Below are 15719 nucleotides of genomic sequence, written 5' to 3'. Positions count from 1 at the left end.
CTATGAAAAAAATATCGATATTACTATTTTTAATATTTCAGCAGACTTTTTCTCAAAATTTAGATATAAGGCGATCATATGAAATTTCGTTTTGTGGTAAGCCACAAACTATAAAATTAATTGAATACCAAAATGGATTTGTAGAAGGCTTTTTAGAAACTAAACTTACGAGAAAAGTATTGAGAAAAAGGAAAGAAATTATAAACAAAACCAGTTTTGATAATGTACTAGTTAAAAAACTAATGCTTGATTTAAAAAACTCAGGAATTGAAACTTTAAAAAAATGCAATGAAGATTTAGATTGTCATTCTATCTGTTTTCTTGACGGTGACAGTTTATCGTTTAATATTCAAATTGACTCAATAAATAAGCAAGCTTATTTTTCAGAAATTTATCCTGAATCTCAAACCAAAGAACAAATAGAAAAAACTGAATTAAGAAGAAAAGTTCAGATACTTATAACTATTATTGATAAAGAAATAAATTTAGAAAAACAATTTTCAGATCTAATAAAGGGGCTAAAAGAGGGGACATACTGCTACTGGACAGGTATTTCAAAAGTATGTATAATACATGAAGAAATTTAAACTTTGGTATGAGTTTTTTTTCTCACTTGGTAGCTGATCATAGAAAAAACATTTGTTAGAAATGGGATTTTAGTTTTTGATAGACATAAAAATTTACATCATTCAGATTTATTTTTTTTGAGCGTAAATTCTTATACTATAATTACATAATTCCCATTTTAAAGATGGAAATTGTAAAACGACATTGTTTTCTAATAATAGTATAGGTACTTTTAAATACTATTAACCGGATAACGGATGTAATTCCATTTTTTAAAGATTTACAAAGGATTATAGAAATATAAACAGCTGCAGATTCTTAGATTATAGTTTTATGTTTGCCTGACAAACTAAAAATAATGCCTGAGTCTCAAAATTCAAAAAAGATTATATGCATTGCTGACCATGACGAAGATGACCGAATGCTGCTACATGAAGCGTTATTAACTTTAGATCAGCCATTTGAGATTTTAGAAATTGGCAGCAAGGATCAGCTGGCAGATCGATTGTCTAGATTGTCGGAGATTCTCCCTGATTTTATTTTTCTCAATACTAGTATGCCAGGTGTAGAGGGATTTCAATACATCGAAGCAATCAGGAAAGAAGTCGAATCGGGTATGAAAATAAAGATTATTATTTATTCAACCGACAACGAGAGGTCTAGCATTGAAAAAGCATTTGAACATGGAGCAGATTTTTATGCTGTCAAGCCAAGTAATTATAGAGATCTTAAAAATCTGGCAAGAAATATAATAGAAATGAACTGGGAGACTTTTGATGAAGGCAGCAGAATATTTCATATTCTTTGAATCAATACTTTATGAATAGTTTATAACATTATTCAAAAATCATTGACTTAAGCTGATTTCGATAAGCTTCTAAAGCGCCACCTTTATCTATATAGCCATAATAAAGATCATCTTTAGTTACTGGCAGATAATTTTTACTGCTTTTTTCAAGTTTCTGCATTACTGTTTCCATACTGTCGGTATACGAAATTATTTCGCAAGGAGCGGTCATAAGCTCTTTGACAGTAACATCGATCTGATTGAAAATAATTTCTTTGATGTCACTAAAATAAATCACTCCTACAAGTTTTTCTTCAACCGTAACGGCAAACATTCCTTGATCAGAAGTTTTTATTACATTTCGTAAATCTTCCATGTTTTCATCAGGAGAAAGGGTTTTAGGATCTGGATGCAGTATAGATTCCATTTTCAAAGTCCAAAGAATGTTTGTGTCCTTATTGCTAGTAAATACATTCCCTTTTTTTACAAGTCCTTTTACATCAAGAGAGTGTCTTTCAAAACGTTTTGAGATAGCAAAACTTATAGATGCTACAATCATAAGAGGAATAATCAAAGCATATCCACCAGTGATCTCAGCTATAAGGAAAATGGCAGTAAGAGGTGCATGAAAAAGTCCGCTCAGTATTCCTGCCATGCCTACAATTGCAAAGTTGCTAACTGGAAGGTCTGTTAGTCCGGTAAGATTTAAAAACTTAGAAAAAAAATAGCCTGCATAAGATCCCAGAAAAAGTGATGGCGCAAAATTTCCCCCGTTTCCGCCGCTGCCAAGCGTGATGCCTGATGCAAAAGCTTTGAGCATCATTGATAGACCCACAAAGCAGAGAAGAACCCACTCATTATCACTAAAATCCTTAAAAAGAGTGTTTTTTAGCAGTTCTCCAGGATTGGTGTCGGCAAGAGTTTTAATGCTTTCATACCCTTCACCAAATAAAGTCGGAAATATAAAAATAAGAAGCCCAAGAACTAGAGCACCTGCAAAAGCTTTTTTATAAACGCCTAATTTAAGTCCTGCAAAATAATGCTCGGTCTTTAGGAAATTTCGTGAATAATATACCGAAATAAAGGCAGTGAATAAGCCTAACAGAATATAGAATGGAATATTATAATAATCAAATGTCTGCTGTCCTCGAAAAGTAAGCAGAATATCTTCATTAAGTACAATTGTGGATACTAGAGCGCCTGTGGCAGCAGCAATCATAATAGGAGTAAAGGCAGAAATGGTCACATCAACCAAAAGGACTTCTACGGCAAATAAAACTCCTGCAATTGGTGCATTAAATGCTGCGGCAATTCCTGCAGCAACTCCGCAACCAAGGAGAAGCGTCCTGTCCTTATAACTTAATCTAAACTGTTGGGCAAAGTTAGATCCAAATGCAGCACCAGTCACAACAATCGGACTTTCTAGTCCGGCAGATCCTCCAAGTCCGACTGTAAGAGAACTTGTAATAATCTGTGCATACATCTGTTTTTTAGGTACGATGCTGGCTTTACGCGCCACTAAATATAAAATCTGGGAAGTTCCTTTTTCAATAGTGCCTCCTAATACTTTTTTTACCACTAAAACCGTAAGCATGATCCCAATTATAGGCAGTAAAGAATTAATAAAGCTTAGTTTTAGAATACTGTTAATATACGAAGCAGACAGGTAAACCGAGTGGGCAAAAGATTTTAAAAGTATAACAGCAAATGCAGAAGAAATGCCTACCAAAACACTAGCTAAAAATATGAATTGCTTTGGAGATAGTTTTTTTCTTCCTACAATCAGCAGGGCTTCAATTTGTAAAAGTTTTTTCTTAAGCATTAAGAATGATGGTATTAGCTTTCAAGCTGAGATTTAAAAATAAGTCTGAAAAGACCGTAAGAGTCATTTAAAAAAACAACAATTTCAAAGATAAGGCACAGCTTCATTTTATAATAGAATTTTAACAAACAATATTTAGAAAAATGATTTTTCTGCAGTTTGTTTTAAAAAACTTTGTTTCAAATTATAATCTGCAACATCATGAAGAGATTTTGTAAAACCCATGTTTGTAAATTTATTACGAATAACAAAATCCCGTAATATGAAACCGTTTATTAGCCCAAAACTGCTCTTCATTTTAGCTGTATTTCTCTTCAGCTGCAATCAATCTCAGAAAACCGATTCTGTAACAGAAAAAACCGATTCGGGAGAACTAGATCGAACAATACTGCCAATTCCAGAACCTCCTTTTGGCGGAAAAATTGGAGAAACCTACAAAGATTCCAAAGAAGAATGGCCAAAATTGGTTACACCTCCGCAAGGAGCACCAAATGTGATTATCATTCTTTTAGACGATGTTGGATTTGGACAGGTTAGCACATTTGGAGGGCCTGTTCCAACACCAGAATTAGATAAATTGGCAGCAAACGGCTTAAAATATAACCGTTTTCATACCACAGCAATCTGCGGACCTTCGCGTGCTGCTTTGTTGACCGGAAGAAATCACCACAATGCAGGTTCAGGATTCTTGGCCGAATGGGCAACAGGATATCCAAGTTACAATTGTATGATTCCGAAAACTACGGCAACATCTGGAAGAATTTTAAAAGGAAACGGATATAGTACAAGCTGGTTTGGCAAAAACCACAATACGCCAGATTGGGAAAGTAGTATTGCTGGACCATTTGATCGTTGGCCAACAGGTTTAGGATTCGATTATTTTTACGGATTTATAGGCGGTGAAACGCATCAATATTATCCAGTTCTTTTTGAAAATACTAAAGCGGTAGAACCAGATAAAACTCCAGAACAAGGTTATCATTTTATGACCGATATGACCGATAGAGCCATTAATTGGTTAGAATACAGTAAATCGGTTGCACCTCAGAAACCGGTTATGATGTATTTTGCTCCAGGAGCTGCACATGCGCCACATCATGCGCCAAAAGAATGGCGTGACAAATTTAAAGGTCAGTTTGATAAAGGCTGGGATGTTGTGAGACAGGAAACTTACGAACGTCAGCTGAAAATGGGAATTATTCCGCCTGGAACTAAACTTACTCCAAGACCAGACTGGGTTACACCTTGGGATAAACTTTCGGCAGATCAGAAAAAACTGTTTGCGCGTTTGATGGAAAATTATGCAGGATATCTTTCGTTTGCAGATCATGAAACGGGACGACTTTTAGAAGCCTTAAGCAAACTTCCAGATGCCGACAATACCTTAATATTTTATATTGTTGGAGATAACGGCGCAAGTTCTGAAGGAGGAATGGAGGGAACGGTTAATGAAATAAAAGCATTAAGCGGTATTTCAACTCCTTTGGCAGATAACTTAAAACATCTTGACGAAATTGGAGGGCCTAATACCGAGCCACATTATCCTGTAGGATGGGCTTGGGCAGGAAATGCTCCTTTTCAGTGGGTAAAACAAGTAGCTTCTCACTTTGGCGGAAGCCGAAATCCTATGGTGGTTAGCTGGCCAAAAGTGATAAAAGATAAAGGTGGTATGCGCAGTCAGTTTGTACATTTGATCGATGTACTTCCAACGGTTCTAGATGCTTCTCATTTGCCAGCACCAAAAACAGTAGACGGCGTAGAGCAAAAACCGATGGATGGGGTTTCTTTCTTATCGACTTTCACTGATAAAAATGCTAAACCTGTTAGAACCAGACAATATTTTGAAGTTTTCAGTAACCGCGCGATTTATGACAACGGTTGGGTAGCGGCAACGCAGCATACTTTTCCGTGGAGACAGGATTATGCACCAGGAAACTGGGACAAAGACAAATGGGAACTTTATAATATTGATGAAGATTATAGCGAATCGGTTGATTTAGCTAAAAAATATCCAGAAAAGCTTAAAGAATTGAAAGCCATTTTTGATGAAGAAGCCAAAAAATATAACGTTTATCCGTTGGATGATAGAGGTACGGGAAGATTAATTTCGCCAAAACCAACGCCATCAGATCCTAAACGTAAACATTTTACTTTTTATGCAGGAGCGACTAGATTGGCAGAAACAGCTTCTCCAAACACTAAAAACAAATCGCACAGCATTACGGCAGAAATTGAGCTGAAATCAAAATCAGACAGTGGTATTATTGTGGCCTCTGGCGGAAGTTCGGCGGGATTTGCTTTGTATGTTCAAAACGGAAAATTGGTTTACCATTATAATTATTTTGATGATGCTCGTTACGTCATTACCTCGAAAGAATCACTTCCGATTGGAAAAAGCACCGTAAGATTTGATTTCGCTTATGATGGCGGCGGAACTGGAAAAGGTGGCACTGGAAAACTGTATATCAATGATAAATTAGTCGGCGAAGGTCGAATTGATAAAACTGTCGCAGCTCGCTTCGGAATCGATACTTTCGGAATTGGTGAAGATACAGGATCTCCAGTTGCAAATTCGTACAAGCTTCCATTCAGGTTTACCGGAATTATTGACAAAGTTGACATAGACTTGAAATAATAATGAATTGTAAATGGTGAATTGTGAATTAAGAATTTTAGTTTAAATAAATTATTATGAAAAAATATATTGTTCTATTAGCAGCCTTAGCTTTTGTAACCGAAATGAGCGCGCAGCAAAACTATTTTAATCCAACGGTTAAAGTAAAAGATTATTTAGAACCAGCAATTCCGCATCCTGATCAGGACAAAGAGATGAAGGACAAAATGAGCAAGTTGAAAAAGAAACCTAATATCTTGATTATTCTTATTGATGATATGGGTTACGGAGATATTGGTGTTTATGGCGGAGGTGTTGCTATTGGTGCGCCAACTCCTAATATTGACAAAGTATCTCACGAAGGTTTGCAGCTTACATCAACATATTCGCAGCCAACTTGTACGCCAAGTCGTGCCGCGATTATGACCGGAAGAATCCCAGCAAGATCAGGATTGACACGACCAACTTTAACAGGTGAAAATCCTAAAGTAAATCCATGGACTTCTGAAAATACAACTGCAAAATTACTTTCACAAAATGGTTATAAAACCGCTCTTTCAGGAAAATGGCATTTAGGCGAAAGCAAAGGAAGTCTTCCTAACGATGTTGGTTATGATGAATGGCTTGGTTTTGGTTCTGTTCAGTCAGAATATGCGCAGTTTGTCAACGAATGGATTTACCCTGATTTGATCAATAAGCCAGAACGATTGGCAGCAATGAAAAAACTGGTTGATCAGAATATCTTAACAGGTAAAAAAGGTGGCGAAAATAAAATTGTGCAGCCAATTTCTACTATTGAAGAGCTATCAAAAGTAGATCAAGTTTTTGCTAATTACAGTGAAGATTTCATCAGACGTTCGGTTAAAGAAGATAAACCTTTTTATTTGATTCATTCTTTTTCTAAAGTGCACAATGACAATTACGTATCTGAAGGTTATAAAGGAAAAAGCCCCGCAGCTTTTCCATATAAAGACGCTGTAGTAGAAGTTGATGATATCGTTGGCCGACTAATGAAACTTTTGCAAGACTTAAAAATAGATGAAAACACATTAGTTTTCATTACTTCAGATAATGGACCAAATGAGGATGTTTGGCCAGATAGCGGTTATACTCCGTTTAGAGGAGGAAAAGGAACAACTTGGGAAGGCGGAGTGCGAGTACCGGGAATTGCTTATTGGAAAGGTATGATAGCTCCGGGACGCATAAGCGATGGATTATTTGATATTTGCGATATGTTCAATACTTCTCTTTCAGCAGCAGGAGTTTTAGATAAAATTCCTTCATCCAATTATATTGATGGAGTAGATCAGTTATCGTTTTTTCTGTCAGACAAAGGAGTGTCGAATCGAAATGCTGTTTTTATGTATTCAGAAACTAAATTCATGGCTGTACGCTGGCAGGAATACAAAATGCACATGAATGTTTTTAACACTTCGGGACTTAGAAAAAACATTGACCAATCTACAATTGAAGGAGTTGGTATGAGTCCTTGGGTATATAATTTGTACACAGATCCAAAAGAACAATTAAGTACAGGACATCGTTTTTTTGAGTGGGGAATTCCTGGCGTCATGCAATTAATCGCTACACATCTTGCTACTTATCAAAAATATCCAATGAAAGATATTGGTCTTAAAAAGCCAGGTGCTGAGTAATATTCATAAAATTATTTAGTAAGTCTAAAAACAGAAAACTGCCATATATACAAGGAGTTTTCTGTTTTTATATTTTTAATCGCTATCTCTTTGATTTATAAATTTGTTGCAAATTATAACTTGCAACAAGTTTGATAATGTATATTTTAATCAATTCCGTTTTTCATACATAATTTTATAGTGTCACTAAAAAAATTAAGTATGGAATCTAAGTATAAATTTATCGGACTGGCTTTTCTAATTTCAATGAATGTAGTCAATGCGCAGCAGTCAAATTCATGGCCAGACAGAACAGTACTGCCAATTGAGCCTTATCAGAAAGTTGGCAAAATTGCACCAACCATTAAAGATTCTGATCCAATCGAATGGCCAAAAGAAATTAGTGCTCCCAATGGAGCGCCAAATGTTTTACTAATTATGATTGATGATGTAGGTTATGGTGCAACTTCTACTTTTGGAGGTCCGGTACCAACTCCCGTCTTCGATAATTTAGCAAAAAATGGGTTAACTTATAATCGTTTTCACACCACAGCAGTCTGTTCATCTTCAAGAGCGGCTTTAATTACAGGAAGAAATCATCATACGGCAGCAACAGGTATTATTATGGAGTTTTCTACACCATATCCGGGATACAATAGTTTAGTGCCGAGAAGTGTGGCATCAATTGGAAAAATCCTGACCGATAATGGTTACGGAACTTCATGGTTTGGTAAAAACCATAATGTTCCAGATTGGCAGACCAGTCCAGCAGGACCATTCAATTTATGGCCTACAGGTTTAGGATTTGAATATTTCTATGGTTTTTTAGGAGCTGATGCGCACCAGTTTAGACCTGCTCTTATGGAGAATACAAAACCTGTAGACCCTTATATTGTTGATGGAAAAGTAGACGAAAACTATATTTTGGACAAAGATTTAGCCAACAAAGCAATTAATTGGATTCAGACTCAAAAATCAGTATCACCAAATAAACCTTTCTTTGTTTATTACACGCCCGGAACAGCTCACGCTCCGCATCAGGCACCAAAAGAATGGATTGAAAAGTTTAAAGGCAAATTTGATTATGGTTTTGAAAAACAACGCCAGATGACCTTTGAAAAACAAAAAGCAATGGGAATCATACCAAAAGATGCAAAACTGGCACCAACGCCAAGTGAATATCAAAAATGGGATGCCTTAAGCCCGAATATGAAAAAAATCGTCGCAAGAGAAATGGAGGTTTATGCCGCTCAATTAGCTTACAGCGACTATCAGATAGGTAGAGTGATACAGTCCATAAAAGATATGGGTGAACTTGATAATACTTTAATCATTTATATTATGGGTGATAATGGAGCTAGTGCCGAAGATCCTACTGGTCATGGGCTTACCAGCGAAATAGGAATTATGGTCAATGGTGAAGTAGACACAGAAGAATTTATGCTAAAAAACTTAGATAATTTTGGAGGGCCTTGGATGGCTGAACATTATTCGCAAAGTTGGGCGCATGCAATGAACACACCGTATCAGTGGGATAAAAAAATTGCTTCACATTTAGGCGGTAGCCGTACAGGAATGGTTATTTCATGGCCTGCAAAAATTAAACAGACAGGACAAATTCGCAGTCAGTTTACTCATATTACAGATATAGTGCCTACAATTTTGGAAGCAGCGAGTCTTCCAGTTCCAAAAAGTGTTGACGGTTTTGTACAAGAGCCTATGGCAGGAACAAGCATCGAATATACTTTTGATAATGCAAAAGCTCCAGAAAAGCATGCCACACAATATTTTGAAATTATAGGAAACAGAGCAATTTACAAAGATGGCTGGATTGCCAGCACAACGCCAAAAATACTGCCATGGGAAGGAAATCATCCTGCATCAAAAGATCCTGTAAATGATTATAAATGGGAACTTTATAATCTAAATACCGATTTTTCTCAAACTAATGATATTGCAGCTAAAAATCCGCAGAAATTAAAAGAATTACAGGATGTATTTAATAAAGAAGCTTCTAAATACGAAGTTTATCCGTTAGATGATCGATACATTGAAAGGCTTAATCCCGAAAACAGACCTAATTTTAATAAAGGAAGAAATGAATTTGTTTTTCATGAAGGAACATCTCGTATTACAGAAGGTATGGCTCCAAATATGAAAAATACATCCTACAGCATAAAAGCGGATATTGAAGTGAAATCTGGTGATGAAGGAATGATTATTACACAAGGAGGTTATTTTGGAGGAACAGCGCTAATGCTTTTAAAAGGAAAACCAACTTTTACATACGCTTTTTCTCATTATCCAGACCATAAATGGACCATACAATCTCCAACTCCTTTAACAGCAGGTAAACATACCCTTGTTATGAATTTTGATTATGCTGGCGGCGGAGCAGGTAAAGCTGCCAAAGTAACCATATTGGTGGATGGCAAAGAAGCTGCAAAAGGAGATATTCCTCAAACTGTTCCAAAAAGATTTTCATCAGACGAAACATTAGATGTTGGCGAAGATTTTGGAACTCCTGTAATCAGAGATTATGAAGTGCCGTTTAAATTTCAAGGTAAAATAGATAAAGTTACGGTGAATTTAAAATCTTAATTTTTGAATTTATTATAAATACTAGCAAAACTGAGTGTATTAAAAAAACAGAAGTAGAATTTAAAAATCACTTTTTGTCTTTTATAGACTCAGTTTTTGTTTCGCATATAATGCTGTTAATTATAAAATTGAAAATAAATGTTTCAAATACTAAACTGACTGCGATGAAAACTGCAAAATATAGTAAGATAATTTTCTTTTTAAGTATTATTTTTTTAGCCTCATTTTCTGTAAATGCGCAGGATGTATTGCCATTTCCTCCAGCTCCTTCTGCTTCTCAGGCTGGAGTGACAATTGAAACATCGAGTTATAAAAAAAGAACAGAACCCAAACACCTGCCTGAAAATGCGCCTAATATTTTAATAATATTAATGGATGATGCAGGACCAGGAGCTCCTTCGACTTACGGGGGAGAAATAAACACGCCAACATTATCCAGAGTTGCCAATACAGGAATTTCATACAATCGTTTTCATTCAACAGCCATGTGTTCGCCAACGCGTGCTTCTTTGCTTACAGGACGTAATCATACTCGTGTAGGAAACGGTCAGATTGCCGCTATTGCAAATGATTTTGATGGTTTTAGCGGAACTATTCCAAAAAGTTCTGCAACACTTGCAGAGATATTAAAAGACTATGGCTATAATACCGCAGCATTTGGAAAATGGCACAATACGCCCGAAGAACAAATCACATCAAAAGGGCCATTTGATTATTGGCCTACAGGTTATGGATTTGAATATTTTTATGGATTCTTGGCAGGAGAAGCTTCACAATATGAACCTACTTTGGTACGAAATACAAGTTATGTAGAACATCCAAAAACATCAGGCGGGCATGATTATTACCATTTATCAGAAGATCTGGCTGACGATGCAATTTTGTGGCTTACAGAACAAAAAGCTTACGCACCAGAAAAGCCCTTTTTTGTGTATTGGGCACCTGGAGCGGCTCATGGTCCGCATCATGTTATGAAAGAATGGGCAGACAAATACAAAGGCAAATTTAATGATGGGTGGGATGCTTACCGCGAAAGAGTATTTAAACGTCAAAAAGAATTAGGATGGATTCCGCAGAATACATTGCTTACGCCAAGAGCCGAATCGATGACGTCATGGGCAAATATTCCAGAAGCAGAAAAACCTTTTCAGCGACGACTTATGGAAATCTGGGCTGGTTTTGCAGAACATGCCGATTTTAATGCAGGAAGAGTTATCGACGAAATCGAAAAATTGGGAGAACTTGACAATACGATTATCATTTATATCTGGGGAGATAACGGTTCTTCTGCAGAGGGTTTAAACGGCACAATCAGCGAGCAATTGGCACAAAATGCAATTCCGACAAAAATAGAACAGCATATTACCGCTTTAAATGAATTAGGAGGTTTAGATGTCTTAGGTGGACCAAAAACCGATAATATGTTTAATGCAGGTTGGGCATGGGCAACCAGCACTCCGTATCAAGGAACAAAATTGCAGGGCGCTTATTTTGGAGGAACTCGTCAGCCAATGGCTATTTCATGGCCAAAAGGAATTAAACACGACAAAACGCCTAGATCGCAGTTTCATCACGTAATTGATATTGCACCAACGATATACGAAATTGATAAGATTCCTGCGCCAAAAGTAGTGAATGGTTTTGCGCAAGATGAGTTAGACGGAGTAAGTATGGTGTACACTTTTACTGATCCAAAAGCAAAAGGAATGCGTCATACACAGTTTTTTGATATTATGGCAAGCCGAGGCATTTATCAGGACGGATGGTTTGCAAGCGCCCGTGGGCCAAGAGAGCCGTGGGTAGGAGGAATTCCGAAAGGCATTAAACAATGGTCGCCGCTTACCGATACTTGGCAGTTATACAATCTGGATCAGGATTGGTCGCAGGCAGTCGATTTGGCGGCAAAAGAACCTAAAAAGCTGGAAGAAATGAAAGCTTTATTTTTAACAGAATCAGCCAAAAATAAAAACCTACCAATTGGTGGCGGATTATGGTCAACAGCCCTTTATCATCCAGAAGACGCACCTTCTTCTCCTTTAACCGAGTGGACTTTTGATTCACCTATAAAAGGAATGCCAGAATCAGCAGCTCCGAAATTAGGAAAAGTAAGCAGCACCGTAACGATGGATGTAGAAGTTCCAGATAATGCAAATGGAGTTCTGTATGCTCTTGCAGGATTTTCGGGAGGAGTTGCGTGTTATGTAAAAGATGGTTATCTAAACTACGAATTTAATCTGTTTGAAATTCAGCGTACAAAAATCAAATCAAAAGATAAACTTCCAAAAGGTAAAGTGAAAATTGAAGTCGAGTCGAAACTAGTAGATAAAATTGGCGGTTCAATGAACGTGACATTAAAAGTCAACGGATCAACAGTTGGTCAGGGAACGGTTCCAACAGCAATGTCGCTTCATTTTACATCAAACGCCACTTTTGATATTGGAACCGATTTAGATTCGCCCGTTTCTTTAGACTATTTCGATCAGGCTCCGTTTTCATTCAATGGAAAAATAGGAAAGACAAAAATTGTTTATGCCAAGAAAAGCTAACAGAATCAAAGTTTTAAAAATAGTATCAGAACCTTTAAGATCAGGAAATCATGAAAGAATATTATAGTTTAAAGCAAATCATCAATTTAAAATTTAATTGTTCTTTCCAAAACAATATTGGCAGTATATTTTTATTAGCGGTTTTAATTTTAAGCGGTACGATAAAAATTTACGCGCAAGATGTTCTGCCTTTTCCGCCAGTTCCTAGTGCGAGCGTGGCCAACGAAACACTGGCAGAAAGCACACACAAAAGAAGAGCGCAGCCAGATCATTTGCCGAAAGACGCACCAAATATCATTATCATTTTAATGGACGATTTGGGTTTTGGTACACCATCAACTTTTGGAGGCGGAGTAAATACACCAACTTTAACCAAAGTATTTAAAGAAGGAATTGCGTATAATGAGTTTCATACCACTTCAATCTGTTCTCCAAGTCGTGCTGCTTTATTAACAGGCAGAAATCATACGCACGTAGGAAACGGAACTATAGCAGAAAGAGCCGTAGATTGGGATGGTTACACGGGAATTATTCCCAAAGAAGCAGCTACCGTTGCCGAAGTCTTAAAAGATTATGGTTACAGCACTTCTGCTTTCGGAAAATGGCACAATACGCCAGCAAACCAGACAACGGTTGCGGGACCTTTTGATTACTGGCCAGTCAATTACGGATTTCAGCATTTTTACGGATTTTTGGCTGGAGAAACTTCACAATACGAACCAAGATTAATCAATGATTTTACACCAGTAGAACCTCCAAAAGACGAAAAATACCATCTAACAACCGATTTGGCAGATCATGCAATAGAATGGATGAAACAGCATAAATCGTATGCAGCAGACAAACCTTTTCTGTTGTATTTCGCTCCAGGTGCTGGGCATGCGCCACATCATATTTTTAAAGAATGGGCAGACAAATACAAAGGAAAGTTTGATGATGGTTGGGATGCTTATCGCGAAAAAGTATTTAAACGCCAGAAAGAATTAGGATGGATTCCGAAAAACGCGGTGCTGACAGCGAGAGATAAAACAATGGCTTCATGGGAAAGTATTCCGAAGTCTGAAAGAGCATTTCAAATTCGTATGATGGAAGTATTTGCAGGATATGTAGAACACGCTGATCATGAAGTTGGTCGTGTTTTGGATGCGCTTGAAGCGAATGGGCAAAAGGACAATACCATCGTATTTTTTATTTGGGGAGATAATGGTTCGAGTGCCGAAGGGCAAAATGGTTCTATAAGTGAATTATTGGCTCAGAACGGCGTTTCAAATACCATTCAGCAGCAGCTTGAAGCTTTGGATAAACTTGGCGGATTGGATGCCATTGGCGGCCCTCTTTTAGAGAATAATTATCATGCCGCTTGGGCTTGGGCAGGAAATACGCCTTTTAAACATACCAAATTAGTGGCTTCTCATTTTGGCGGAACACAAAATGCAATGGTGGTTCGCTGGCCAAAAATGATTAAACCCGATAGTACGCCTAGAAGTCAGTTTCATCATATAAACGATATTGTGCCTACTATTTATGATATTTTGAATATTAAAGCGCCAAAAGTGGTGAATGGTTTTGAGCAGATGCCTCTCGATGGAGTGAGTTTTAAATATACTTTTAATGATGCTAAAGCAAAAGAAGTATCCAAAGTTCAGTTTTTTGATAATAACGGAAGCCGAGGAGTTTACAAAGATGGCTGGTATGCCTGTACTTTTGGACCTTTATATCCGTGGATTCCTGCTCAGAAAGGTTTAGCCGAATGGGATTCTACTAAAGATGTTTGGGAACTGTACAACATTAAAGAGGATTATACACAGTATTATGATTTGGCAGCTAAGAATCCGCAGAAGTTAAAAGAACTACAGGAAGTCTTTAACGAAGAAGCGAAAAAGAACAAAGATTACCCAATTGGTGCTGGAATCTGGCTTCGCATTCATCCAGAAGATGTTATTAAAGCACCTTACACTTCATGGACTTTTGATGAAACAACTAAACGAATGCCCGAGTTTAGCGCCCCAGGTTTAGGCAAAAAAAGCAATAAAGTAGTTGCCGATGTTGAAATTAAAGAAAATGCTTCGGGAGTTTTATATGCGCTTGGAGGTTCTGGTGGCGGTGTGACTTTGTTTATGGATAACGGGAAATTAGTTTACGAATATAACATGCTAATTATTGAACGCTACAATGTTGAATCTTCTGAAAAAATTCCGGCAGGAAAACATAAAATAGAGGTTTTAACGACTATTGCAAAACCGGGTGCTCCTGCCGATATTGCAATTACGGTTGATGGAAAAGAATATGCTAAAGGGCAAGTAAAACGTACTGTTCCTGTAGCATTTACCGCAAGCGAAACTTTTGATGTCGGCGAAGATTTAGGAGGGCCAGTTTCTATTCGTTACTATAAAAAAGCGCCTTTTAAATTTGAAGGAAAAATAAATAGCGTGAAAGTAAATTTATTATAAAAACAGCACTCAAAATCTTGGTTTTACGGATAAGAAAGAGAAAAAAAATCTCTTTTTTATCTGTTTTTGGCCTGCTAAAAGGATTTTTCTGCTTATCTTGTAGAATCCAAAACCAATTTTTATGACTATAAATAGACTATTCCTTATCCTTTTTGTACTTGTTTTATCTTCCTGCAGCAATAAAAAAGAACAGGAACTCATTGTGCGTGAAAATGCGCTTTTAGAAAGAGAAAAACAATTTCAAGATAAAGAAGCAGATTATGATAAGCTCTTAAAAATGAGAGACAGTTTATTGTCTGTTTCTAAAGTAAAAGACACACTTCCTAAGATAAAAGAATGGCCAGAAAATCTCAAAGTGACATGGAATAGCAAAATGATCTGCAGAGAATCTAACTGCAGTAATTATGTTATTGGCGATCAGCGCAGTGAGGTTTGGGAGTTTGTTTCAGATTCTACTGGAATGTTTACAAACGTTTTAAGTAATAACGAAATTAAACGTGTTTTTGCTGGACAATATTTAGAAAGTAAAATCGTCCTTGATTCGGCAAAAGAAGCCTCTTCAAAAAACAAAATAAAAGTGAGCGTAGTGCTAGATGATATTAAAAAAAATATCATAAAAGGCACGCAGACTATAACGGGTCAGGATAATTGTATCGCAAAATTCTCAGTTGAACTTACTCCATCTACTAAAAAGTAAT

Annotated in this window: 9 protein-coding genes; 8 read left to right on the top strand and 1 reads right to left on the bottom strand. The window is 36.8% G+C overall.

The features are described from left to right. Nucleotides 1-2: 2 nt before the first annotated feature. The gene (locus tag JC605_RS08790) at nt 3-587 is read left to right on the top strand and encodes a hypothetical protein (RefSeq protein ID WP_198855813.1); all 585 of its coding nucleotides are present in this window, start codon (nt 3-5) and stop codon (nt 585-587) included. Nucleotides 588-925: 338 nt separating this feature from the next. Further along, on the top strand, nt 926-1375 hold the full coding sequence (locus tag JC605_RS08785) for a two-component system response regulator (protein ID WP_198855812.1): 450 nt from the start codon (nt 926-928) through the stop codon (nt 1373-1375). Between the two features lie 28 nt (nt 1376-1403). Here the strand turns inward: JC605_RS08785 and JC605_RS08780 are convergent, their stop codons facing one another. Next, nucleotides 1404-3176, bottom strand: a complete 1773-nt coding sequence (locus tag JC605_RS08780) for a chloride channel protein (RefSeq protein WP_198855811.1) — start codon at nt 3174-3176, stop codon at nt 1404-1406. Between the two features lie 262 nt (nt 3177-3438). Between JC605_RS08780 and JC605_RS08775 the strand changes: the two genes are divergently transcribed. The 6 genes from JC605_RS08775 to JC605_RS08750 all read left to right on the top strand — a co-directional run bounded on the left by JC605_RS08775 (nt 3439) and on the right by JC605_RS08750 (nt 15718). Beyond that, nucleotides 3439-5811: an arylsulfatase gene (locus JC605_RS08775; RefSeq protein ID WP_198855810.1), complete on the top strand. Its 2373-nt coding sequence runs from the start codon at nt 3439-3441 to the stop codon at nt 5809-5811. A 56-nt stretch (nt 5812-5867) separates the two neighbouring features. Beyond that, a complete protein-coding gene (locus JC605_RS08770; protein ID WP_198855809.1) occupies nt 5868-7445 on the top strand; it encodes an arylsulfatase in 1578 nt (525 codons plus the stop codon). A 201-nt stretch (nt 7446-7646) separates the two neighbouring features. Continuing rightward, nucleotides 7647-10025, top strand: a complete 2379-nt coding sequence (locus tag JC605_RS08765) for an arylsulfatase (protein ID WP_198855808.1) — start codon at nt 7647-7649, stop codon at nt 10023-10025. Between the two features lie 164 nt (nt 10026-10189). Continuing rightward, nucleotides 10190-12571, top strand: a complete 2382-nt coding sequence (locus JC605_RS08760) for an arylsulfatase (protein WP_198855807.1) — start codon at nt 10190-10192, stop codon at nt 12569-12571. A gap of 50 nt (nt 12572-12621) precedes the next feature. Further along, nucleotides 12622-15021, top strand: a complete 2400-nt coding sequence (locus tag JC605_RS08755) for an arylsulfatase (RefSeq protein ID WP_198855806.1) — start codon at nt 12622-12624, stop codon at nt 15019-15021. A 121-nt stretch (nt 15022-15142) separates the two neighbouring features. Further along, complete coding sequence (locus tag JC605_RS08750) at nt 15143-15718, top strand: hypothetical protein (RefSeq protein WP_198855805.1); 576 nt, start codon at nt 15143-15145, stop codon at nt 15716-15718. Nucleotide 15719: the final 1 nt, after the last annotated feature.

It is taken from the genome of Flavobacterium sp. IB48 (assembly GCF_016405855.1).
In the GTDB taxonomy this organism is placed as follows: domain Bacteria; phylum Bacteroidota; class Bacteroidia; order Flavobacteriales; family Flavobacteriaceae; genus Flavobacterium; species Flavobacterium ginsengisoli.
Note: the sequence above shows the minus strand (reverse complement) of the source record. Positions and strands in the feature narration are given on the sequence as shown.